Source organism: Bacillus sp. ISL-78 (assembly GCF_018613455.1).
GTDB classification, from domain to species: domain Bacteria; phylum Bacillota; class Bacilli; order Bacillales; family DSM-1321; genus Peribacillus; species Peribacillus frigoritolerans.
In genome coordinates, this window is record NZ_JAGGQC010000004.1 from 576,486 (window position 1) to 599,170 (window position 22,685).

At 42.3% G+C, this 22,685-nt stretch carries 18 protein-coding genes, 1 tRNA gene, 1 pseudogene and 1 riboswitch; of the genes and pseudogenes, 10 read left to right on the forward strand and 10 right to left on the reverse strand.

The features are described 5' to 3' along the window. Positions 1 to 44 precede the first annotated feature (44 nt). Positions 45 to 1,148, reverse strand: coding sequence for a 5-methyltetrahydropteroyltriglutamate--homocysteine S-methyltransferase (locus J7I96_RS08435; protein ID WP_214773161.1), 1,104 nt, complete (start codon positions 1,146 to 1,148; stop codon positions 45 to 47). An 81-nt stretch (positions 1,149 to 1,229) separates the two neighbouring features. Further along, positions 1,230 to 1,332: riboswitch (SAM riboswitch) on the reverse strand. Positions 1,333 to 1,487: 155 nt separating this feature from the next. On the opposite strand from J7I96_RS08435, the gene J7I96_RS08440 reads away from it, so the two are divergent. The 6 genes and pseudogenes from J7I96_RS08440 (at position 1,488) to J7I96_RS08465 (ending at position 9,044) form a co-directional block, all read left to right on the forward strand. Then, complete coding sequence (locus J7I96_RS08440; RefSeq protein WP_214773162.1) at positions 1,488 to 1,907, forward strand: hypothetical protein; 420 nt, start codon at positions 1,488 to 1,490, stop codon at positions 1,905 to 1,907. 172 nt (positions 1,908 to 2,079) lie between these two features. Next, positions 2,080 to 2,622, forward strand: coding sequence for a glycerol-3-phosphate responsive antiterminator (locus J7I96_RS08445; protein ID WP_048683275.1), 543 nt, complete (start codon positions 2,080 to 2,082; stop codon positions 2,620 to 2,622). Between the two features lie 225 nt (positions 2,623 to 2,847). After that, the gene (locus J7I96_RS08450; protein ID WP_214773163.1) at positions 2,848 to 3,672 is read left to right on the forward strand and encodes an MIP/aquaporin family protein; all 825 of its coding nucleotides are present in this window, start codon (positions 2,848 to 2,850) and stop codon (positions 3,670 to 3,672) included. Between the two features lie 21 nt (positions 3,673 to 3,693). Next, positions 3,694 to 5,184 carry a glycerol kinase GlpK gene (glpK, locus tag J7I96_RS08455; RefSeq protein WP_214773164.1) on the forward strand — a complete coding sequence of 497 codons (1,491 nt, stop codon included), beginning with the start codon at positions 3,694 to 3,696 and terminating at the stop codon, positions 5,182 to 5,184. Between the two features lie 549 nt (positions 5,185 to 5,733). Then, positions 5,734 to 7,386, forward strand: a complete 1,653-nt coding sequence (locus J7I96_RS08460) for a glycerol-3-phosphate dehydrogenase/oxidase (RefSeq protein ID WP_214922494.1) — start codon at positions 5,734 to 5,736, stop codon at positions 7,384 to 7,386. Positions 7,387 to 7,590: 204 nt separating this feature from the next. Next, a pseudogene (locus tag J7I96_RS08465) lies at positions 7,591 to 9,044 on the forward strand (alanine/glycine:cation symporter family protein). A gap of 457 nt (positions 9,045 to 9,501) precedes the next feature. On the opposite strand, the gene J7I96_RS08470 reads toward J7I96_RS08465, so the two are convergent. The 4 genes from J7I96_RS08470 to J7I96_RS08485 all read right to left on the reverse strand — a co-directional run bounded on the left by J7I96_RS08470 (position 9,502) and on the right by J7I96_RS08485 (position 15,005). Further along, positions 9,502 to 10,722 carry a PucR family transcriptional regulator gene (locus J7I96_RS08470; RefSeq protein WP_214922493.1) on the reverse strand — a complete coding sequence of 407 codons (1,221 nt, stop codon included), beginning with the start codon at positions 10,720 to 10,722 and terminating at the stop codon, positions 9,502 to 9,504. Between the two features lie 133 nt (positions 10,723 to 10,855). Further along, on the reverse strand, positions 10,856 to 12,322 hold the full coding sequence (putP, locus tag J7I96_RS08475; protein WP_214922491.1) for a sodium/proline symporter PutP: 1,467 nt from the start codon (positions 12,320 to 12,322) through the stop codon (positions 10,856 to 10,858). A gap of 166 nt (positions 12,323 to 12,488) precedes the next feature. Then, entirely contained in the window at positions 12,489 to 14,030 is a 1,542-nt protein-coding gene (pruA, locus tag J7I96_RS08480) for an L-glutamate gamma-semialdehyde dehydrogenase (protein ID WP_101223545.1), read from the reverse strand. A gap of 57 nt (positions 14,031 to 14,087) precedes the next feature. Continuing rightward, positions 14,088 to 15,005: a proline dehydrogenase family protein gene (locus tag J7I96_RS08485; RefSeq protein WP_034310470.1), complete on the reverse strand. Its 918-nt coding sequence runs from the start codon at positions 15,003 to 15,005 to the stop codon at positions 14,088 to 14,090. A 387-nt stretch (positions 15,006 to 15,392) separates the two neighbouring features. Here J7I96_RS08485 and J7I96_RS08490 point away from each other — a divergent pair, with 387 nt between their 5' ends. Next, positions 15,393 to 15,557, forward strand: coding sequence for a hypothetical protein (locus J7I96_RS08490; RefSeq protein ID WP_214922489.1), 165 nt, complete (start codon positions 15,393 to 15,395; stop codon positions 15,555 to 15,557). A 321-nt stretch (positions 15,558 to 15,878) separates the two neighbouring features. On the opposite strand, the gene J7I96_RS08495 is transcribed toward J7I96_RS08490, so the two are convergent. Next, positions 15,879 to 16,109, reverse strand: coding sequence for a helix-turn-helix domain-containing protein (locus tag J7I96_RS08495; protein WP_053536661.1), 231 nt, complete (start codon positions 16,107 to 16,109; stop codon positions 15,879 to 15,881). Positions 16,110 to 16,346: 237 nt separating this feature from the next. Here J7I96_RS08495 and J7I96_RS08500 point away from each other — a divergent pair, with 237 nt between their 5' ends. Together J7I96_RS08500 and J7I96_RS08505 are read left to right on the forward strand one after the other, a co-directional pair. Next, positions 16,347 to 16,742, forward strand: coding sequence for a VOC family protein (locus J7I96_RS08500; protein WP_214922487.1), 396 nt, complete (start codon positions 16,347 to 16,349; stop codon positions 16,740 to 16,742). Positions 16,743 to 16,971: 229 nt separating this feature from the next. Beyond that, the gene (locus tag J7I96_RS08505) at positions 16,972 to 18,174 is read left to right on the forward strand and encodes an aminotransferase-like domain-containing protein (protein ID WP_214922485.1); all 1,203 of its coding nucleotides are present in this window, start codon (positions 16,972 to 16,974) and stop codon (positions 18,172 to 18,174) included. Between the two features lie 236 nt (positions 18,175 to 18,410). Here the strand turns inward: J7I96_RS08505 and J7I96_RS08510 are convergent. From J7I96_RS08510 to J7I96_RS08520, 3 genes are all read right to left on the reverse strand, one after another. Further along, positions 18,411 to 18,483, reverse strand: a tRNA-Ala gene (locus J7I96_RS08510). 325 nt (positions 18,484 to 18,808) lie between these two features. Next, positions 18,809 to 19,834 (reverse strand): beta-propeller fold lactonase family protein, encoded by a 1,026-nt coding sequence (locus tag J7I96_RS08515; protein WP_214922483.1) that lies wholly within the window; start codon positions 19,832 to 19,834, stop codon positions 18,809 to 18,811. Between the two features lie 513 nt (positions 19,835 to 20,347). After that, positions 20,348 to 21,055, reverse strand: coding sequence for an MgtC/SapB family protein (locus tag J7I96_RS08520; RefSeq protein ID WP_214773175.1), 708 nt, complete (start codon positions 21,053 to 21,055; stop codon positions 20,348 to 20,350). A 151-nt stretch (positions 21,056 to 21,206) separates the two neighbouring features. Here J7I96_RS08520 and J7I96_RS08525 point away from each other — a divergent pair, with 151 nt between their 5' ends. Further along, positions 21,207 to 22,106 carry a DMT family transporter gene (locus tag J7I96_RS08525; protein ID WP_251029131.1) on the forward strand — a complete coding sequence of 300 codons (900 nt, stop codon included), beginning with the start codon at positions 21,207 to 21,209 and terminating at the stop codon, positions 22,104 to 22,106. A gap of 32 nt (positions 22,107 to 22,138) precedes the next feature. On the opposite strand, the gene J7I96_RS08530 is transcribed toward J7I96_RS08525, so the two are convergent. After that, on the reverse strand, positions 22,139 to 22,324 hold the full coding sequence (locus J7I96_RS08530; protein ID WP_034310479.1) for a hypothetical protein: 186 nt from the start codon (positions 22,322 to 22,324) through the stop codon (positions 22,139 to 22,141). Positions 22,325 to 22,685: the final 361 nt, after the last annotated feature.

The window sequence follows — 22,685 nt, forward strand, 5'->3', positions numbered from 1 at the left end:
TTGTTCACATCCTGTAAATAAGTTTTAAAGTCTCCGTAAAATAATCATTCCCATACTTCTTTTGCTACATCAACGACGAATTTCAGTTTTTCCCATTGCTGTGCTTCGGTCAGCTTGTTGCCGTGATGTGTGGAGGCGAAGCCGCATTGAGGGCTTAAACATAATTGTTCGAGCGGAACGAAGTGCGAGGCTTCTTTAATGCGTGCCTTAACAGCTTCCTTGTCCTCGATTTCCCCATTTTTTGAAGTGATGACACCCAGTACGACCCGTGCACCGCCATTTGGAATGTATTCCAATGGTTTGAAATCCCCTGAGCGTTGATCATCATATTCCAAGAAGAATCCATCCACGTTCTCTTTTGCCAATAAAGTAGGGGCGATACGGGCATAGCTTCCTTCAAACGCCCATGTCGACTGGTAGTTTCCGCGGCATAGGTGGGTAGTGACGATTAAATCTTCTGGTTTGCCTTCCAATGCGCCATTAATGACCCGGAGGGCAAGATCAATTAATTGTTCCCTCGTATACTTTCCATCTTTGAACTGGAAATCCGGAGCTGAAAGTCTGGCAATATATACATCATCCAATTGAAGATAACGCACACCTGCTTCATAAAAGGCTTTCAAAGCATGCTGATAGGCTTTGATGATATCATTTGCATAGTCTTCAATATCAGGGTAGACGTCTTCATTATGAATGCCTGCAGCAAATAATTGATTCGGACTGGGGATGGTTTGCTTGGCAACGGCACGTCCGTTCACGATTTTGTCCAATTCAATGAAATCACGAATGAAGGGATGTTCAGGGTTGAATGAAACCTTCCCGGTATTGCGAACATTATATCTCTCTGTTTCCACACCATCGAATGTGAGGCCTTTTTCAGTTACATATCCCTCGATGCCATTTAAATGTTCGAGGAAGTCAAAGTGCCACCATGTGCGTCTGAACTCACCGTCCGTAACGGCCTCTAAACCAACTTCAATTTGTTTATCGACGATCCGTTTGATTTCTTCGGTTTCAATTTCACGAAGCCGCTCAACTGAAATGGTACCTTCCTTAAAGTCCTTTCTGGCAATATGTAAACGTTCCGGTCTTAATAAACTACCGACGTGGTCCGCTTTGAATGGTGCTTTCGTTAATGTGATTGACATGTTGATTCCTTCTTTCCTTTAAAAAATAAAAAACCTCTTCTTAAAAATAAGAAGAGGTGTTGGCAACAAGGCTATATACTCTTCTTATCTTCAAGTTTTTACACTTCTGGAATTAGCACAGTACAAGATTCAGTCTGTTGCTGAGGCATCAAAGGGCCAGTCCCTCCACCTCTCTGGATAAGAGTTGTCTATTAAATTAACTATGACTATACAGGTAGTTTTTATGAAGGTCAAGGGGGGAGCTTGAATATTTCGAATATACCGTTTATTAATCCGGGCTGAAATGTTAACGGCATCAGGGAATCCGGCATATGCTTTGATTGGGGAGGGAATGCAAGGATGAGTCCATTCGAAAATGGCATACCGATTACGGTAACTGAAGCCATGATAGAGAGAATCATAAAAATGAAATCATCTGGTCAGGATATTAAAGTCGAGATTACGCCAAGGCATATTGTGCTTTCCGGAACGGTGGAAGTGAAAAAAATGATGTTTAAGAAAAACGTAGCTTTCCGGATTACATTAAAACCGGTTCATGTGGAAAAAAGAACGATTTCATTTGAATTAGTGGAAGTGGAACCCATTGACATGAATTTCATCAACCAAAGGATATTTAACAGACCGCCATTTTTTGAATATGAAAAAAGAGCGATCAAAATGGATGTTAATGCTTGGAGCATCGTGAGAAAAATCCCCATTGGCACAATTAAATCGTATGAACTCGCCGAAGGTGCATTGAAAATGAAACTTTCTTTATGATTCAAGGGGATATTTTACATATATCCTTAGCCGCAATCTATAAAGGGTGTGCCAGGTATGATAGTGTTAAGAAGACATGGTTCTGAAAAAAATGTGTTTGATAAATCAAGCTCTTTAAAATATACTAAATGACTTGAAGTTTTGAGTTTTTCTGGGAATAAGGAGGATAATGATGGATCAGAAGATTTTGCCTGCTTCAGCAAGCATGAAGGATTTTGAAAGATTTCTAGAAAGTTCCTATGAAATAGGTGTGTTTCTTGATTTGCATATCTCACAATTGAAAAATGTAAGTATGATGGCAAAGCAGCATAATAAGAAAATGATTTATCATGTCGATTTGATCCATGGCATAAGAAGTGATGAGTACGCGACAGAATTCATTTGTCAGGAATATAATCCCTATGGGCTGATCTCGACTAAATCAAGCGTTATATTGAAGGCGAAGCAAAAAGGGGTCATTGCCATCCAGCGAATCTTTTTAATAGACTCACATGCGCTTGAGAAAAGTTATAAGCTGGTGCAGAAAACCAAGCCGGATTATATCGAAGTATTGCCGGGCGCCATGCCATGGATGATAAAAGAAGTGAAGGAACGATTGCAGACACCGATTTTTGCAGGTGGCCTCATACGTACTTCGGATGAAGTCCTGAATGCCCTTGATGCCGGAGCCTCGTCAATCACCACTTCAAAAACTGAATTATGGGATATCGTCTAATAGGGGAAATTGAAAAAAATTACAGAAAAATAGATTAATTTTTCATAAAATATTGACAGCGTTTTCATAACCTAGTATATTTTACAGTACAAGTTAATATATGTGACGGAGACTAGGAGATTCACAACAGATCTATTCATAATTTTTTTATGAAGATAGTTCTGCTGTGGATCTCCTTTTATTTGTTGGCAAGGTTTAAAAAATTATCAGGGGAGGGGTTTTATCATGACTCCATTTTGGGGAGAAGTGTTAGGCACGATGATTTTAGTTTTATTCGGAGCAGGTATTGGGGCAGGTTCATCCTTAAAGGGTTCCTATGCAAAAGATGCTGGCTGGATCGTTATCACGATTGCGTGGGGATTGGCTGTTACCATGGGTGTTTTTGCAGTGGGTTCCATAAGCGGGGCGCATTTAAACCCGGCGGTCACAGTAGGGTTTGCCATTATTGGAGAATTTCCATGGAGTGATGTGCCCGGTTACATCGTTGCCCAGATGATTGGCGCGATACTCGGCGCAACTCTAGTATTCCTGCACTATTTGCCACACTGGAAAGCTACGGATGATCCAGGGGCGAAGCTTGGTGTATTCGCGACTTCACCTGCAATCCCGCACACATTTTCAAATCTATTAAGTGAGATGATTGGAACTTTCATCCTTATTCTTGGTTTACTATTTATAGGAGCCAATGATTTTACAGAGGGTCTAAACCCATTCGCAGTCGGGTTATTGATTGTCGTGATCGGGATGTCACTTGGGGGAACGACTGGATACGCCATAAACCCGGCTCGCGACCTGGGGCCGCGCATCGCTCACTTTTTGCTGCCGATACCTGGTAAAGGCAATTCCAACTGGGGCTATTCATGGATTCCGGTCATTGGACCGATTGTAGGGGGTTCACTTGGTGCCGTTTGTTATAAGGCATTCTTTATGGGGGAAATGACGGCAGGATTTTGGTCTGTTATGGGTGCAAGCCTGGTACTATTGATAGTAGCCTATGCTTTTGGTAAAAAACAGTCACATGAAATGGATAGCAGAAATATCGCTAGTTAATTAAAAGGAGGGGCATACACAATGGAAAAATACATTTTATCATTAGATCAAGGAACAACAAGTTCGAGGGCGATTCTATTTAATGAAAAGGGGGAAATCGTCCATTCCTCCCAAAAGGAATTCACGCAGCATTTCCCTAAACCAGGCTGGGTCGAGCATAACGCCAATGAGATTTGGGGATCGATCCTTGCGGTGATTGCCGGTGTACTATCTGAATCCGGTGTAAAGCCAGAGCAAATTGCCGGTATCGGGATCACCAATCAGCGTGAAACGGCAGTCGTTTGGGATAAGGAAACAGGTGCCCCTGTCTATAATGCGATTGTATGGCAGTCCAGGCAAACAAGTGGAATCTGTGATGAGTTGAAGGAAAAGGGACTTAATGATTTATTCCGGGATAAAACGGGATTGTTGATAGATGCCTATTTTTCCGGAACGAAAGTGAAATGGATCCTCGATAATGTGGAAGGGGCACGGCAAAAGGCAGATGAAGGCAAGCTGTTATTCGGCACCATCGATACTTGGCTGATCTGGAAGCTATCAGGAGGCAAGGCTCATGTAACGGACTATTCCAATGCATCCCGGACATTGATGTACAATATCCATGAACTGAAATGGGATGAAGAACTGCTTGAGATATTGACTGTACCAAAGTCGATGCTGCCGGAAGTGAGGCCTTCCTCTGAGGAATATGCACGTACAATCGAATATCATTTCTTCGGCCAATCGATCCCGATCGCCGGGGCAGCCGGTGATCAGCAGGCAGCATTATTCGGCCAAGCCTGCTTCAATGAAGGCATGGCTAAAAATACGTATGGAACAGGCTGTTTCATGCTCATGAATACAGGAACCAAGGCTGTCAGCTCCGAACACGGACTATTAACGACCCTTGCTTGGGGATTGAATGGGAAGGTTGAATATGCACTGGAAGGCAGTATATTCGTAGCTGGCTCCGCCATCCAATGGCTGCGCGATGGCCTGCGGATGCTGCATGATGCCAAGGACAGTGAAACCTATGCAAAACGGGTGGAAAGTACGGATGGAGTATATGTGGTACCAGCTTTCGTAGGACTTGGAACTCCATATTGGGACAGCGAAGTGCGGGGAGCCGTTTTTGGTTTGACGCGCGGCACGTCAAAAGAACATTTCATTCGCGCCACACTTGAATCACTTGCGTATCAAACGAAGGATGTCCTTGATGCAATGGAGGCGGATTCAGGAATCGAGCTGCAAACATTAAGAGTGGATGGCGGGGCAGTCAAGAATGACTTCTTGATGCAATTCCAGAGCGACTTATTACGTGTACCCGTCGAGAGGCCGACCATAAATGAAACTACAGCATTAGGTGCTGCATACTTAGCCGGCCTTGCTGTCGGGTATTGGAAGGATCAAGAAGAAATCTCCCGGCAATGGGCGGTGGACAAAACCTTTGAACCATCCATGGAAGATCAAGAAAGTGAAAAATTATATGACGGCTGGAAGAAAGCCGTACATGCCGCAATGGCGTTTAAATAAAAAACAACATGAATTCTTTCTCAAATGAGCTGGAGTATGCTATAATGAAATCAAGTTAATAACTCGGCCGGAGAACAGGAGAGACCATGAATGCGTTATCGAATTCGATAATGTGCATTTATGGTCTCTTTTTTTGTTTTTAATGGCAGATTAGGGATATTAATATCTATATAACTTATGCGAACAAATGAACCAATTGAATATAATGACCGAATTCACGAGTAAATAGCACGAATTCACGAGTAAATCATGTGAATTCACGAGTAAATAGCGCGAATTCACGAGTAAATCGTGGGAATTCACGAGTAAACGCAGAATTCACGAGTAAAAGTGCAGAATTCACGAGTAAATAGCGCGAATTCACGAGTAAATCGTGAGAATTCACGAGTAAACGCAGAATTCACGAGTAAATCGTGAGAATTCACGAGTAAATAGCGCGAATTCACGAGTAAACCGTGTGAATTCACGAGTAAATCGTGAGAATTCACGAGTAAACGCAGAATTCATACAAAAAAACAATAGAATGCAATACTTAAGGAGGAGTCAGGCATGAGGTTTTCAAATATATATCGGGAAGAAACGGTCGAAACTCTGAAAAAAGAGAAGTTTGATGTGGTTGTCATTGGTGGGGGAATTACAGGTGCAGGGATCGCTCTGGATGCAACGACCCGTGGGATGAAAGTGGCTTTGGTTGAAATGCAGGATTTTGCTGCAGGTACTTCAAGCCGCTCGACAAAGCTTGTTCATGGCGGATTGCGGTATTTGAAGCAATTTGAAATAAAAATGGTTGCCGAGGTTGGTAAAGAGCGAGAAATCGTTTATGAGAATGGACCGCATGTGACCACGCCGGAATGGATGCTGTTACCGATGCATAAAGGAGGTACCTTCGGGAAATTCAGTACCTCGATCGGGCTTCGGGTCTATGATTTTCTTGCAGGGGTTAAAAAATCTGAACGCAGGAAAATGCTTTCGGCGGATGAAACACTAAAACGGGAGCCTCTCGTTAAGAAAGAGGGACTGAAGGGCGGAGGCTACTATGTTGAATATCGGACGGATGATGCACGTCTTACGATTGAAGTCATGAAGGCGGCTGTCGATAAAGGTGCAACACCGATAAATTATACAAAAGTAGATAAATTGTTATATGAAAACGGTAAGGTGAACGGAGTCCAAGTGGCCGATTTGCTTTCAGGTGATGCTTATGAAATATATGCAGACAAAGTTATTAATGCAGCAGGTCCGTGGGTGGATTCCATTCGTGAGAAGGACCAATCGAAACAAGGGAAGACGCTGAAGTTATCCAAGGGTGTTCACGTGGTCATCGACCAATCGAGATTCCCGTTGAAGCAGGCGCTTTATTTTGATACGCCTGATGGCCGGATGATTTTTGCCATCCCGAGAGCCGGTAAAGCTTATGTAGGGACTACGGATACATTTTATGATGGTGATCCTGCAGTGCCGACCGTTACTTCCGAAGACCGTGCCTATCTATTAAAGTCCATACATTATATGTTTCCAGAAGTGAACATTACGGATGATGATATCGAATCCAGCTGGGCTGGGGTAAGGCCTTTGATTCTTGAAGAAGGGAAAGATCCTTCTGAGATATCAAGGAAAGATGAAATCTGGGAGTCCGACTCTGGCCTTATCACGATTGCGGGCGGGAAATTGACCGGTTATCGCAAAATGGCAAAAACGACGGTCGACCTTTTGGCAGGGAAGCTTGCCCAGCAGTCCGATAAAAAGTACCCAGCCAGCAGCACTAAAGGAATGCCGATTTCCGGAGGGGATGTCGGAGGGTCAAGCAACTTCTCCAATTATATCAAGCAACATGTTCAAATGGGCGTTGACTCAGGTCTCGCTGTAAAGGACGCCAAAGAGATATTAGCCATGTACGGGTCCAACGCACCTGTGTTATTCGATATCGCCAAAAACGAAGGAGACGGAGGAGCGACTAGCGGCATTCCAAAGAAATTGTTCGTACAGCTGAAATACGCAGTGGATCATGAAATGGCCGCAACTCCGGTGGATTTCTTCTTCCGCAGGACGGGGACATTGTTATTCGATATCGATTTAGTCCAAACGCATAAACATGCAGTGATCGATTATATGGCTCGATATTTTGGATGGACGGAATCAACAAAAATGGAGAGAACCAAACAATTGGAACAGGAAATATTGGGTGCGATTAAAGTATCTTGACTTATGTGCAAAAAACACGACGCCAGCGGAATCGCTGGCGTTTTTCTTGTATTCGTAATGTGATTATCGGGGTATTTGCAAGTGGAAAAATAAAAATGTTAATGTAAGGTTTCCTTACGCGGAAACTATTGTTTAATACATCAAGATGAAATATAATCATTAAAAGAAAAATTAGAATTTTCAAACTATAAAGGGGGAGCTTGATTGTCTGAATTTATTACGGCTTTAAATGGAGTTTTATGGAGTTCACCAGTCATTTATATTTTATTGGGAGTAGGTTTATTATTCTCGATTTTAACCCGTTTTCTGCAAGTGAGGCATATTAAGGAAATGGTCCTCTTGATGTTCCAAGGGAAAGTTCGGAAGCGGGGGTTTCCTCATTCCAGGCTTTATCCATAGCCCTTTCAGGTCGGGTCGGTACAGGTAACATTGCAGGAGTGGCCACGGCTATCGCCTTTGGCGGCCCCGGTGCCGTTTTCTGGATGTGGGCCATCGCCTTCATAGGTGCGGCCAGTGCATTTGTGGAATCCACTTTAGCTCAAATTTATAAAGTCAAACAAGATGGACAATATCGGGGAGGCCCTGCTTATTATATTGAAAAAGGGATAGGGTGGAAGTGGTTTGCTGTCCTTTTTGCATTTGCAGCCCTTATAGCCATGGCCATCCTTATGCCAGGTGTTCAATCCAATTCGATTGCTGCCGGGGTGGAAAATGCATTCGGCGTCAAGCCGGTATTCACTGGTTTGGCCATCGTTCTTTTACTTGGCTTCATTATATTCGGCGGTGTAAAACGGATAGCCAATGCTGCAACCTTAATCGTGCCTTTCATGGCCCTTGGTTATATATTGCTATCTGTTGTCATCGTCCTAATGAATATCACGGAATTACCAGGAGTCATCTCTTTGATATTCAGAAGTGCTTTCGGGTTGGATTCTGCATTTGGGGGAATCATTGGCATGGCGATAGCTTGGGGAGTGAAACGCGGCGTTTATTCGAATGAGGCCGGCCAAGGGACAGGAGCTCATCCGGCGGCTGCGGCTGAAGTATCACATCCAGCAAAGCAAGGTCTTGTTCAAGCATTCTCGGTTTATATCGACACATTGTTTGTATGTTCAGCTACAGCCTTCATGATTTTATTTACAGGCATGTATAATACACAAGCGGAAAATGGTTCATATATCGTCAATAATTTGGGGGATGTAACACCTGGTCCAGGGTATACGCAAGCGGCAATCGATAGCGTAATCCCAGGTTTTGGTGCTGGCTTTGTTGCAATCGCCCTTTTCTTCTTCGCCTTTACGACGATCATGGCCTACTATTATATCGCTGAAACCAATATCGCCTATTTAATGCGCAACCGGAATGGTAAATCGGCCATGTTCGCCTTGAAGCTCATCATCCTGGCGGCCAGTTTTTACGGATCCGTGCGTACGGCAGAGCTGGCTTGGGCATTAGGTGATGCTGGGCTAGGAATTATGGTATGGCTCAATGTCATTGCCATTTTAATTCTTGCTAAACCGGCGCTCATTACCTTAAAGGATTACGAAAAGCAAAAGAAAGCTGGGATCGATCCGGTTTTCAATCCAAAAGCTTTAGGTATAAAAAACGCCGATTTTTGGGAGCGTGAATACACCGGCGACAAGGAAAACGTTTCCTGAGGGAAGATGCCCTAAAATTAATTCAATATAAAAATTTACATAAAAAACCAGCTCGGGTTATTTGCGAGCTGGTTTTTTATAGTTTTGCGATAACCAAAGGGGATTATATGTTAGCCAAATTAGTCCAAGAAATTGTGAATATAACCAATGAAGTAATCGGCGATGATGTGCTTATTACGGATAAAACGGACTGGTTCTTGGCTCATGCGATGAGTTGAGAAATTCTTGTAGGGGGTACTCTACAAAGTGGAAGAACCATTGAAGTTATGGGGCTCAGCAAACTATCGAAAGAGGAAGTCATGGATTTCGTTCACACTGGGAATCCTAAAGCATCCGGATAAGGTGAGTCCAGTAAATAGGTAAAGAATAAATAAGGAGAGAAGAAACTGGCAGATCTAGCCGCGTTTCTTCTCTCCTTCGCTTATTGAATCACCCGAACTCAAAAACGGGACGTTCTTTAAGATCTCTGCTTTATAAGCTGTAAGTCGATGTATAGTTGCATTCTTGAATGAAAGTCATCAAGATCGATTGAGGTGAGATCGGTTATTTGATTCAATCTATATTTCAATGTGTTGGTATGAATGTATAGCTGTTCCGATGTCGGTTTGATCCGGCAATTGTTCAAGAGATATATTTCCAGTGTTTGAAGGAGTTTGGTTTGGCTTTCCAGGTCCTTCTTTTGAAGAGTTTCTAAATCCGTATTGATATAATTCGTTTTAGCATGATGGTTGGAGATCATTTCGAGGTAACGGAAAATCCCAAGTTTGCTATATTGGAAGGGAAGCTGTTCAGGTTCACCGATGAATTTGGCTGAGTTGATCACTTCCAGGGCTTCGAGATAGGATTTTCTTAATTGAAGAATCGAAGAGTACTCATTTCCGATTCCCGGGAATACCTTTTTGTCAGTGAATTGGGAAAGAACGGTGTTCGTTAAATCATTTGCGCTATCGGTTAGCAGGTCTTTCCCTTTTCCGTTGCTGCCAATCAGGACGATGATCTTCAATTGGTTTGTGAATACATGGGTGAAATGATTCAGCGCATTGGCGAACAGACTGACTGTATCCGCTAATTCATCGAAATGTTCTGCATCGGATTGAGCGATGGTAAAGACATTGACAAGGAAAGTTTCCGGAATGAGAAGACTCATATTGGCGGCTTCCCATTTTATTTGGTTTTCCGTTTGATAGACTTCGTCAATGACCTTTTGATAAAACTCGTTTTTTTCTTCATCTTTTTTCATGTTTATCTGTTTTTTCTGATAAAGGAGCTTGCCGATATGATGGGAAACTTCATGTAAAAATTCCAGATCGGAATCAGTCATCATTTCCGTTTCTTGGACCCAAATGAACCCGAAGACCTGTCCTTTATGAACGGCGCTCACAACGACCCTTTGATTTAACCCGATTTCCTCAATTTGTTTCACCCTAAATGGATGTTCAACTGTTTTAAGCTGTTCGACAATGCCCTCATCCATGAATTTTTCCAGGATTGGAATCGGCCAATGCTTTGTGAAGATCGTTTGCCGATTGGCTTGGTCGAAGTGTTCGATATAATATGAACTATATGCCAGCAATAAAAATTGGTCATTTTCGATGACGACTGGTTTTTTTAAAAAAGTGCTGACCATATCCGTTATATCGTTGATGTTTGTTAGAGTAAGGATTTTTTCTAATGACATATATGGCCCCCTGCAGTTTTTTGAAGTGTATGACAACTTAGTTTAATAATACTTTTAAACTAATGATGTGTATAGGGGCAAGAACAAAGAAGGAACGGTATATGAAAAAATACCGTTCCTTTTAGGGGTTTTATTATTGTTTTAAAGTTTTTTCGAATTCTTCGAATTTCGCTTCTACTTCTTTTGATGGTTTCGCTGTTAGAAGACTGACCAGGATGATGGCAATCAAGCTAGCGCCAAACCCAGGAATCATTTCATAAAGCGTATCGGATAATCCTGCCATCGACCAGATAATTACAGTAGCGGCACCAACGATCATCCCGGCTAAAGCGCCCCATCTTGTCATCCGTTTCCAGCAGAGGCTCAGTATGACCAATGGACCGAATGAAGATCCGAATCCAGCCCATGCATAGCCGACAAGTCCAAGGATTGTGTCATTCTGTTCCCAAGAGAGAATGAGCGCTATGACGGATATGGTCAGTACGGAAAGTCTGCCCAGGAAAACAAGCTCTTTATCTGAAGCGGAACGGCGGAAGAAGGTTTTGTACATATCCTCCGTTAATGAGCTGGCCGTAACCAAAAGCTGCGAAGAAATCGTGCTCATGATGGCTGCCAATATTGCGGAAATCAAGAAACCAGTGATAAGCGGGTGGAATAGTATTTCCCCTAACTCTATGAAAATCGTTTCAGGATCAGCTAACTTCAGATTGTTCTGATGGAAATACGTGATACCGATGAATCCAGTCAGCATGGCACCGATACTGGAGAAAATCATCCAGCCCATCCCGATAGTACGGGCTTTTTTGATTTCTTTAATAGAACTGATCGCCATAAAGCGGACAATGATATGCGGCTGTCCGAAGTAACCAAGTCCCCAAGCAAATAATGAGATGACTCCTAAAAAGCTCGTCCCCGTAAAAATATTCAATAGAGCTGGATCAATGGAACGTGGCGTGTCAATCGCAGGACCGAAACCGCCAATATGGAAAAGGGTGACGATAGGTACAAGAACCAAGGCGACAACCATGATGATTCCTTGAACAAAGTCTGTCCAGCTTACTGCCAGGAATCCACCGAATAAAGTATAGGCAACGGTGACGCCTGTCAAGATCCATAGGCCTGTATGGTAATCAAGGCCGAATGTACTTTGGAATAAGACTCCGCCGGATACCATTCCGGAAGAAACGTAAAAGGTAAAGAATACGAGGATAACCAAAGCCGAAATGAGCCTTAAGATCTGTGAGCCCTCGCCAAAACGATTTTCCAGGAAAGCGGGGATCGTAATCGAGTTATTGGCGACTTCCGTATAGGTTCTCAATCTAGGTGCAACATACAGCCAGTTCATATAGGCTCCTAATGTGAGACCGATTACAATCCAGATTGAACTTAGTCCTGTTGCGAACATGGCACCAGGCATACCCATTAAAAGCCAACCGCTCATATCCGCGGCACCGGCGCTCAATGCAGTGACGGCAGGTCCAAGACCCCGGTCGCCCAGCATATAATCATTTAAATTGGAAGTTCTTTTGTATGCGAAGTAACCGATGAGAAGCATGCCAGCCATGTAAATGCTGATCGAAATTATTAATGCGTAATCCATAAAAGACTCCCTTCTTGATGAAATATATAATTTTTTGTTTTAAAAGAGGAAGCAACCTATTTGTCACTTCCTCCATTTAACTTCATTTTGGCTTCCGTATCCAGAATGGAGGATACGGAAACCATAGGGGTTTCAAGTTATCTTCAAATTGCTTAATGAAACATTATCAGAATGTTTCAGATGTTGTTTTTGCTTGCATATGAAGCTGCAAGTAGTCCGGTCCGCCTGCCTTGGAATCAGTTCCTGACATGTTGAACCCGCCGAATGGCTGATAACCTACGATTGCACCAGTACAGCCGCGGTTGAAATACAAGTTCCCCACATGGAACTCTTCGCGTGCCTTTTCCATGTTAAGGCGATTTGTCGTAATGACAGCCCCAGTCAAACCATATTCAGTGTTATTGGCAATTTCAAGTGCTTCGTTGAAGTCCTTGGCTTTTGTGAAGGCAACGACTGGTCCGAAGATCTCTTCTTGCATCAAGCGGGCTTGCGGATCGACATCGGCAACGATTGTCGGTTGAACGAAGTAGCCTTTAGAGCTATCTCCTTCTCCGCCAGTCAGGATGCGTCCTTCTTGGTTCCCGATTTCAATGTAGCTCATGATTTTGTCAAAAGCCGCTTGGTCGATAACCGGACCCATGAAATGATTTTCTACAGGGTTACCAACTGTAAGTTGTTTTGTTAATTCAACAGCGCGAGCTAATACTTGATCATATACATCTTCAACGATGACAGCACGGGAACAAGCAGAACATTTTTGTCCAGAGAAGCCAAATGCAGATTTCACGATCGATTGAGCCGCCAATTCAAGATCTGCCTCTTTGTCGACGACGATTGTATCTTTTCCGCCCATTTCAGCGATGACACGCTTCAGCCAAATTTGGCCTTCGTTCACTTCTGAAGCACGTTTGTAAATGCGCAGACCTACATCACGTGAACCTGTGAAGGAAATGAAACGTGTTTTAGGATGATCGACTAGATAGTCGCCGACCTCTGCTCCGCTTCCTGGAACGAAATTCAACACACCTGCTGGAAGGCCTGCTTCAAGCATCACTTCAACGAATTTCGCAGCAACGATAGGAGTAGTAGAAGCTGGTTTCAACAGGATTGTGTTCCCGGTAACGATAGCGGCAACAGCTGTACCTGCCATGATCGCAAATGGGAAGTTCCAAGGAGAAATGATGATGCCTACTCCTAATGGAATGTAATCATAGCGGTTGAATTCCCCCGGACGGCTTTGAACAGGCACACCATCTTTAAGAGTCAGCATTTGGCGAGCATAGAATTCAAGGAAATCGATTGCTTCCGCTGTATCAGCATCAGCCTCATTCCAAGGTTTTCCTGCTTCTTTCGTCAATAATGCAGAGAATTCATGCTTGCGTCTGCGAATGATGGCAGCCGCTTTGAATAAAACGTCAGCGCGGATTTCCGGCTTCACTTTTTTCCAGCTTTCAAAAGCGGTAACAGCTTCCTGCATGGCTTTTTCAGCAAGATCCCTATTCGCTTTCGATACGCGGCCGATGACCTCTTGCTTATCTGCAGGGTTATATGAAACGATTTTCTCATCAGTCGTAACTTGCTCTGCCCCGATATAAAGAGGGTAGTCTTGCCCTAAGTAGCCCTCGACAGTTTGAAGTGCTTCCTGATATGCTTTTTTGTTTTCCTCGTTTGTAAAATCAACAAATGGTTCGTGTTTATATGAAATCATTGATAATCACACCTTTTAATAGATTTTTTGTAACAATTAATAATGTTGAAAGTATATTTAGCTTCTGACCATCCCTTTGAAGGCAAAGGCAATATTGGATGGCCTTTCTGCAAGCCTTCTCATGAAGTATCCATACCAATCCAGACCGTATGGTACATAAACGCGCATTTTGTAACCTTGCTTGACCAATTCGTATTGAGTCTTGTTCCTCATGCCATAAAGCATTTGGAATTCGAATTGTGTATTTGGGATGTCATATTTCTTGGCCAGCTCTTTTGTATATTCGATGATTTTGTCATCATGTGAGGCAATGGCCGTATAATTTCCGTTAAGAAGACTTTGCTTAATCAACTTTTTATAGTTTTCGTCCACATCATTCTTCTCGGGAAAAGCAACCTCTGGAGATTCCTTATAAGCACCCTTTACGAGACGCAGGAATGGCTTATATTGGCCAAGGTCCTCCAAATCTTTCTCTGTGCGGAATAAATATGCTTGTAGAACAGTGCTTATGCAGCTGTATTTTTCTTTGAACTGTCTAAAGATATCGATTGTTGCCTGACAGCGAACTTCATCTTCCATATCGATCGTGACCATGACTTTATGTTTTTCGGCTGTATCAAGAATTTTCGTCATATTCTCAATCACTAGTTTATGATCGATATCAAGTCCCAAAGAAGTCATCTTCAGAGAAACCTGTGAATCAAGTTTTTCCCTGCTGATCATTTCGATGGTTTCGATGCATTCTGCCGTCCGTTCCAGAGTCACTTCCTTGGAATCAACGAATTCCCCAAGATGGTCGACTGTAACCGACAAGCCGCTATTATTAAGTTGTTTAATGAATTTAATGGAACTTTGGAAATCAGTTCCCCCAATGATCTTTCCAGCAGCAAAATTTCCTCCGCTTTTTTTAGCAATATTATTAAGCAGGTTATTCTTAGATAAAAATAAGAAAAAGTCCCTTGTAATGGCTTCCATATAAAGCGCACCCCCTAAGAAGATGTATTTCTTAAATTAAGCTTAAGGTTTTTCGACAATATTCTCAATGTTCTCAAAAAACAATAATTCTGTCATTTCTTTGTCGGTTTTGGACAAATGAAAAGGTTTACATTTCTGCTGATGAACGAAGGTTTATCTTTTGACTTAAAGAGAAACGCTAGAGGTAAAGCCTTTATTATTGATTAGGACTTCTATGAATGCGTTTAAAAGTGGCAGCTCGACCATAATCATCCAATGCGTTATAATGGACCATATTTAACAGAATAGGTCAATGTTCGAAGAAAAAACGATAAATGGAGCGTTCAGACGTAAAATCGGTGAAAAACCGTAAAAATAAGTACATCGGCAAGCCGGGGAGGATAATGAATGGATGCTGTTCTTGAAGAACTTAGAGAAACATCGGGATTGATAGTAGGATTAATAATGGCCCTGGTAATTATGGGGCTGATCGGTTATGCCCTTACGAATGTACATGAATCCATCGTTTCACCTGTGGTTCAGTTCATAAAGAAAATGTTCAGCAGAAAATAGCTCAAGCGGAATACATAACCTTTTGTCCCTAATCTATAACTAGCCCTTGTTAAAGAAATCCCTGCAGGGTTTGTCTAAAAGGGACAAAGAACCCCTATATAAACATATCAGCCGAGAATGAAGAAAATCCCCCGCTCCTAATGGAAGTGGGGGATTTTAATTCAAGGTCGTTGAATCTCATCTGAACATTGAAAAGCTGGGGCCGTTGGAATGAAGGTTATTTCCGAAAGGAAAGCTTGGATTTTGGGAGCGTGGATAGGATAGTATGAACAAGAATTGAATAATACATTTAGGCCCGGCCATAAGCCAGGGCCTTTTTGTTTACAAATCAAAGTAGTCATCTGCCTTTGCGCCTGTATCTAAACTTCGAACCGCCTTCATGATTTTCTTTAAAACCCCGGCTGACGGCACATACTTGGGATCGCTGCAAACTCTGCTTATCGTATTGCGGGAGATTCCTGACGCACTTACGAACTCCTCTTGGGTATATCCGTGTTTATCGATTAATTTACCGACCTTGCTTCGCGGCTTTCTCTTCCCGAATCTAAACATTTGATAACCTCCTAGAATGATTTACTAGCAGTCTCGTCCAGCTTTCACAAAAATATACACATAGTTTCGCAAATGTTTGGGATGAAAAATTGAAAAGCGGTTCCCGGGTTGGTTGTATGATGAAGTTTCTATTTCTTTGAATTTATTTCCATTTAAATTATAATAATAAATAGGCAGCGAACACAGACTGAATAATGCAAGTGAATGGTTAATACATATGTACCTTAGGGGGTAACCATGGGAAGAATAGTTCATTTCGAAATTCATGTGAATGACATGGAACGGGCAAAGAAGTTTTATGGAGAGGTGTTCGGGTGGTCATTTCAAGACTGGAGTGATTATGCAGGGATGCCATACTTTGGAGCAGTAACTGGCAATGAGAATGAACATGGTATCGATGGTGCTTTGATGCAGCGTCAAAGTGCTCCGCCGGAAACACACCAAGCGTTAAATGCATTTGCGTGTACCATTGGCGTGGAAAATTACGATTTAACGGAAGCTAAAATTATTGAGAATGGCGGCAAGCTCGCAATGCCCAAATTTGCCCTGCCCGGAATGGCTTGGCAAGGATACTATATCGATCCCGAAGGCAATACTTTTGGAATTCATCAACCCGATGTGAATGCAAAATAGAGTGGATAATGGGTGAATTAAAACATGGAATCAAAGAAAGGCGGACGATCTGCCTTTCTTTAATTTTTTACGTGTAAGACGGACTCCGGAGTTAATATAAAGAGAGGGATTGTCGTCCCTCATCAGAAGAACGTTTAAAATTACTAATTTGTATCTTATAATAAGCAGCTAACTTTAAAGATTGCGAGAATCAATCAAGATTTAATTGAAGGAAAGGTGTTTGGTTGAAGTGAATGTTGAATCTTTTTTTTCCGAGAACATTAAAGAGGCACTTAAGAATGATCCGCCCGGTGCATGGATGCCAGATCTGCCAGATGGTTGTATTCGCTTGAGTTCAGGCTATCCTGATCCTGCTCTCGTTCCTGCTGAGGAGCTTAAGGAAGCTGTAGCCAGACTTCTTGATGAGGAGCAGGATTTGCCGCTCCATTATCTCGGAAGTCCGCGAATTCCAAGACTAAAGCAGCAAATCCAGAAAAGGTTGGCAGAGCGTGGAATTTGCGTTTTGGAAGAACAGCTTTTGATTACATCAGGAGCTTGCCAGGGGATTGATCTTATTGCCCGCGTTCTTCTTGATGATAAAGCGGTTGTAGCGGTAGAGTCGCCCACCTACATGGAGGCTTTGGAGATTTTTCAAAACTATACGAAACGGATCATTAGTATACCTATAGATGAACAGGGACTCCAAACATACCGTTTAAAGGAAATGCTGGATGAAAGGAAACGCACAGGTCAAACCCTCCCGCGTTTTTTATATACAATCCCAACTTTTCAAAATCCAACTGGAACGACTATGACAATTGAGCGCCGGAAGCATTTAGTGGAGCTTTCCATCGAGTATGATTTCCTCATTCTGGAGGATGATGCATACGGGGAATTATCCTTCGATGAAAATCCGGTCCCAATAAAATCTATTGATAAATGCGGGCGAGTCCTGCAAGTCGGGTCATTATCCAAGGTTGTTGCGCCAGGAATGCGGATTGGATGGATAGCGGGAGAAAGTGAATTCATCAAGTCTTTTGAGTGGTTTAAAAAAGATTTAGACCATCCGTTTGCTCAAAGTTCAATGGCAGTATACTTAGAAAACACCGATTTTGAGAAACGGCTCGACCTTCTAAAAGATACGTATCGTTCTAAATGCACTGCGTTAATCCATTCGATGGAACAATTCCTTCCAGAATCCGTTTCCTGGTATGTTCCAGATGGCGGTTACTTTGTATGGGTGAGAATTCCAGGAGCGGATACATCGCAGTTATTATCACAGGCTCTGGCTGATGGTGTTTCATATGTTCCAGGGAAATACTTTTTCTTGGATCAAAACGATGGAACTGAGTTTCTCCGACTCTCGTTCAGTTATGCCAAAGAGAAAGAAATGATCGAGGGAATACGAAGACTAGGACAGCTTATCGCATCTAGTGTACTGAAGGATTGTTAATTTGTTAATCTATAAGTTATTTCGATGTATTTGTACGCCTGCTTCCTTAAAGGAGGTAGGTTTTTTATTGATAAAAGCAAAAATATGTACCGACCATGAGAGAGGAAAAGGCTCATACATTACGTTCAAAAAAGCATGAAAATTTTATCGCAATGCCTTGAAGGAGATATTAGGGGGGAGTGGTGGACAAATTGACAAAAAGAAAAAACCCTTGATATATCAAGGGTTTTCGGAAATGGAGCATAGCGGGATCGAACCGCTGACCTCTACGCTGCCAGCGTAGCGCTCTCCCAGCTGAGCTAATGCCCCGAATTGAGGTACAATAATTATTTTATCGGATTTTGGTGAAAAGTCAATATAAAATATGAGATTTTTGCAAAAATGATAAAAAACCCGTTTGAGTGCAGTCAAACGGATCAGACTAGAGACTCGAGTTAACCTGCAGATTTTTTGCTAGACGATTGGGATGTAAAAGACCTGCCGCAAAAGATTACCAGTAAACTAACGAGATTGAAGACGGTTCTTTCACATGAGAACTGGAGCCAGCTGTCCCACTGAATAAACTGAAATTGAGATCATGTTGATCCATCTCTGGGATTATTTTTTCATTTATCATGTGCTTCATCAGGTTTTATTATTTTTTTTGCTTATCCTGAATTATATCCGTGATGGTGTATGTTTTAACATCAACACGTGCAATGGAGAAATCCCGGTTTAATACATAAGCCTGATCCCCATCCTGGCTAAAGACGATTGCTTGCCTTGGTTCTTTGAACCCCCCGATTGTTTTAACTATGCGGTGATCAGCGACATTGATCACGTCAATCGTATGATCAGCTTTGTTGCTTGCGAAAAGGAGTTTATCATCAGGCGATAGAGCAGCGCCATATGGCTCGCGTCCCACTTTGATTTCACCCTTTATATTACCGTCTAGCGTATCAACTGCGGAAATGCTGTTGCGTCCGCTGTTGGCGGCATATAATGTTCTTCCATCAGCGGTAATCGAGATTCCGCGAATACTGGAGAACCCTGTTATTTCACGAATGATTTTTTTGGTGGTGGCATCAACGATAGACACTTTATCTCCTTGAAAGTTCGTGACAAAGATATATTTTCCGTCCGAAGAGACTTTAATGCCCTGCCTTGGTTGGGCGAAACCGGTAATGACGTCAATCGGTTTTCGTTTTTCCAGATCCACGATCGTGACGGAATTGTGTGCTTGATTGTTCACATACAATGTCTTGCCATCCGGACTGACAGCAGTCCCGAATGCACCTGGACCAACGACAACTTCATCTTTCAAGGTGAAGTTCTTTAAGCTGTAAAAACGAATCGTACCGAGCGTACTGTCTGAGATGACAAACTCTGAGCCGCCATCAATAAACACGATGTTTCTCGGTGAACCGAAGCCGTCGATCTTTTTACGCAACTTGCCTTTGGTAAGATCATAGACCAGGATGGATTGTTCACGGCTATCCGAGACAATCGCTATTTGTTCATCCGGACTTACGGCAAGGGAATTGTTGGTGATGTGGGTGTCAAAGCCTGTCGCCAACTCTGGGCTTTTACTTTTAGCAGAAGAAGCACCTATTACATTTGGTATGAAAAACACAAATAGTAAGGGTATCCATATACTTTTTACCTTCATTTTTTTAAACATCACTCACCTCGGGAAATTATTTTCTTGATAATTTTTATATCCCTGTCAATATCATGCTGGTTGTCCTGACCACCTTCCTTTAAAATGTTTAAGCAAGCCGGAGTTCGTCCTTTCACTATATATAAACGTATAGAGCAGGATATCGGTTTGGTCATTTTGCAAATTTATAATAAATATATAGAGTGGACCCCCTTAGATGAATAATGGATTAGGCCACCAGTGAAGTCACGTAACACTAGACTTCCTCACTGAGCGATGGATGATAGTAAATATCCATATATAGGTGTTGGATTCTGATGCTGGAGATAAAAACTGAGGATTGTGGAAGTTTCGATTGGATTAAGCAGGCAATTAGCCATTAATTGATGCCCTATTGGACTTGCAAAGGGGTCAAAAATGGTTTAACAGAGGTATGAAGGAAAGTTGAGGAGAATTTCAAAAGGGGTTCGGAATGTTTAATTCCCAACCCTTTTTATCTAGTGAACCGTTTAGTGCAGTCAAACGGCCTTTTTATTATACATTTTCGATTTCCACCCGTGCAATTTCCTTAAGATTGGAGACGGTGTAATACACTTCCGATGTTCTGACTTTGTGATCGACCAGAACTTTAAGGGTCAAAAGGTGGTTGTCATTTGCCACATCTTTGATTCTAAGATTTTTGATGAATATTTTTTCGTCTTTGATTTTTTTCAGTACGATTGCAATGTCATCTTTATTTTGTACGACCAGCTGCAGAAAGATTTCTTTTTGCCGTAACTTCATCGGTCCGAGCCAGGTGACGATTGCGGGCACCAATTCCACACTAATGATCAATAAGATGACGCCGGCTATGGCCTCGAGAAAAAAACCAGCTCCAACGGCAATCCCGATCCCTGCCGCTCCCCAGATGATGGCGGCTGTCGTTAAACCGGATATGCTGTTGTTGTCACGCCGGAGTATGACGCCAGCACCTATAAAACCGACGCCGGAAACGATCTGGGCTGCAAGACGCAAGGGGTCCATTGTGATATTAACGTCGTCGCTACCCGGGAATTTATAAGCGGATTCCATGGAAACGATCGTTAATAAACAGCTGACGATTGAAATGACCAGGCTCGTTTTTAATCCAACGGGTTTTCGTTTCATTTCTCGCTCTAGGCCGATAATTAGTCCAAGGAGAGCTGAAATCCCCAATTTGATAAGGATTTGCAGTTCCGATTGAGGGTCGAATGTCCAATCCATTTTGTTTCACCACTTCCGAATTATTATCGAAGAATAAAATCGTCTGTTGCCATATACCCGTTTTTCAAAAAAAACTACCCTAATAATTTTAACATAGTAGAATAGAGTTCTATGTAACGTAATTCCGTTGAAAGGAGGAATCCAAGTGCAAATGCCAAAAGTGAATCCCTATGTAGCGTTGGCGATCGGTGTGGCATCCGTATCGTTTTCGGCCATCCTTGTTAAACTGGCAACCGCTCCATCTGGTGTTATCGCCTTTTACCGTTTATTATTTACCGTCCTTCTTATGTTGCCGGTTTTCATGGTGAAATACCGCTATGAACTTAAATTCATTGAAAAAAAGGATTGGCTGTATTCGATTGCGGCAGGAGTGTTTTTGGCTTTTCATTTTATTTTATGGTTTGAATCGCTTAATTACACATCGGTCGCAAGTTCAACTGTCCTTGTAACCCTTCAGCCTTTATTCGCTTTTGCCGGAGCCTACCTGTTTTTTAAAGAAAGATTTTCAATGAAGGCAATATTGAGCGGCATCATTGCGATAGCAGGCAGCCTTGTCATTAGCTGGGGTGATTTGAGAATCAGCGGCATGGCGCTTTGGGGAGATATTCTTTCGCTTATCGCATGTGCGCTCGTAACCGGATATTTACTGTTTGGTCAAAATGTCCGAAAACGCGTCTCTTCTATAACATATACATTTGTCGTGTATGCAATCAGCGCCGTCGCCTTGTTTTTCTATGTGATCTTCAAGGGAGAGGCATTGGCGCCTTATCCTGCTTCCGATTGGATCTATTTCGTTTTGCTTGCCATCTTCCCGACTTTATTAGGACATTCTTTATTCAATTGGTCATTAAAATGGTTAAGCACATCGACGCTATCGATGGGAATCTTGCTAGAACCGGTAGGAGCGACAATTCTGGCTTACTTCATATTGGATGAACCGATACTCTGGACGCAGGTTCTTGGAGGTACCATCATATTGGGTGGTTTGATGATGTTCTTAAAGGATGAAAAGAAAAGCAGGGATCATGAAGAGGCGCAAGTCTCCGTATAAAAGCAGTAAGTCTTCCGACTTACTGCTTTTATCTAATATGGATGAAACAAATAGGTGATCCGTGTGAATATCAAAGCGAAAGTAAAGCTGAATAAAAATGTCGTACCATTCACCTTGCCTTTTTCTCTGCTGAACTTGATGGCTTCATAAAAAGCGGTACTGAATAAGTAAAGAGCCATACTGTAGGAAATGAGTAATCCGATTAATGGCAGATTCATTGCTTCACCTCATGGAAAAAAGATATCTATATATGACTATTTGTGTTTCTTTGGAAATATGCTTCGTTTATTCATAAAGCATGGGGATGGCCTGGATGGCAGGGGGTGATGATGGTGTTGTAAAGAATATATAGAAGGAAATAGGTGAATATGTTTTTTTTTGAAAAAGTTTTAAAAAAACGTATTGCAAACATTTTTAGTACATGGTATATTATTTCTTGTCGCTAAGACAGCAACTTAAACAGCTAACAAGTTGTTAAAAAAGTTTTTAAAAAAGTTGTTGACGAAACGTGACGGAATGTGTTACATTATAGAGGTCGCTTCTGAGAGAAACGACATCGAAATTGCTCTTTGAAAACTG

Excerpts from the sequence above, each read along its gene's own strand:
- J7I96_RS08435 (WP_214773161.1), bottom strand. The coding sequence starts at position 1,148 with ATGTCAATCACATTAACGAAAGCACCATTCAAAGCGGACCACGTCGGT.
- J7I96_RS08440 (WP_214773162.1), top strand. The coding sequence starts at position 1,488 with ATGAGTCCATTCGAAAATGGCATACCGATTACGGTAACTGAAGCCATG.
- J7I96_RS08445 (WP_048683275.1), top strand. The coding sequence starts at position 2,080 with ATGGATCAGAAGATTTTGCCTGCTTCAGCAAGCATGAAGGATTTTGAA.
- J7I96_RS08450 (WP_214773163.1), top strand. The coding sequence starts at position 2,848 with ATGACTCCATTTTGGGGAGAAGTGTTAGGCACGATGATTTTAGTTTTA.
- glpK (WP_214773164.1), top strand. The coding sequence starts at position 3,694 with ATGGAAAAATACATTTTATCATTAGATCAAGGAACAACAAGTTCGAGG.
- J7I96_RS08460 (WP_214922494.1), top strand. The coding sequence starts at position 5,734 with ATGAGGTTTTCAAATATATATCGGGAAGAAACGGTCGAAACTCTGAAA.
- J7I96_RS08470 (WP_214922493.1), bottom strand. The coding sequence starts at position 10,722 with ATGTCATTAGAAAAAATCCTTACTCTAACAAACATCAACGATATAACG.
- putP (WP_214922491.1), bottom strand. The coding sequence starts at position 12,322 with ATGGATTACGCATTAATAATTTCGATCAGCATTTACATGGCTGGCATG.
- pruA (WP_101223545.1), bottom strand. The coding sequence starts at position 14,030 with ATGATTTCATATAAACACGAACCATTTGTTGATTTTACAAACGAGGAA.
- J7I96_RS08485 (WP_034310470.1), bottom strand. The coding sequence starts at position 15,005 with ATGGAAGCCATTACAAGGGACTTTTTCTTATTTTTATCTAAGAATAAC.
- J7I96_RS08490 (WP_214922489.1), top strand. The coding sequence starts at position 15,393 with ATGGATGCTGTTCTTGAAGAACTTAGAGAAACATCGGGATTGATAGTA.
- J7I96_RS08495 (WP_053536661.1), bottom strand. The coding sequence starts at position 16,109 with ATGTTTAGATTCGGGAAGAGAAAGCCGCGAAGCAAGGTCGGTAAATTA.
- J7I96_RS08500 (WP_214922487.1), top strand. The coding sequence starts at position 16,347 with ATGGGAAGAATAGTTCATTTCGAAATTCATGTGAATGACATGGAACGG.
- J7I96_RS08515 (WP_214922483.1), bottom strand. The coding sequence starts at position 19,834 with ATGTTTAAAAAAATGAAGGTAAAAAGTATATGGATACCCTTACTATTT.
- J7I96_RS08520 (WP_214773175.1), bottom strand. The coding sequence starts at position 21,055 with ATGGATTGGACATTCGACCCTCAATCGGAACTGCAAATCCTTATCAAA.
- J7I96_RS08525 (WP_251029131.1), top strand. The coding sequence starts at position 21,207 with ATGCCAAAAGTGAATCCCTATGTAGCGTTGGCGATCGGTGTGGCATCC.
- J7I96_RS08530 (WP_034310479.1), bottom strand. The coding sequence starts at position 22,324 with ATGAATCTGCCATTAATCGGATTACTCATTTCCTACAGTATGGCTCTT.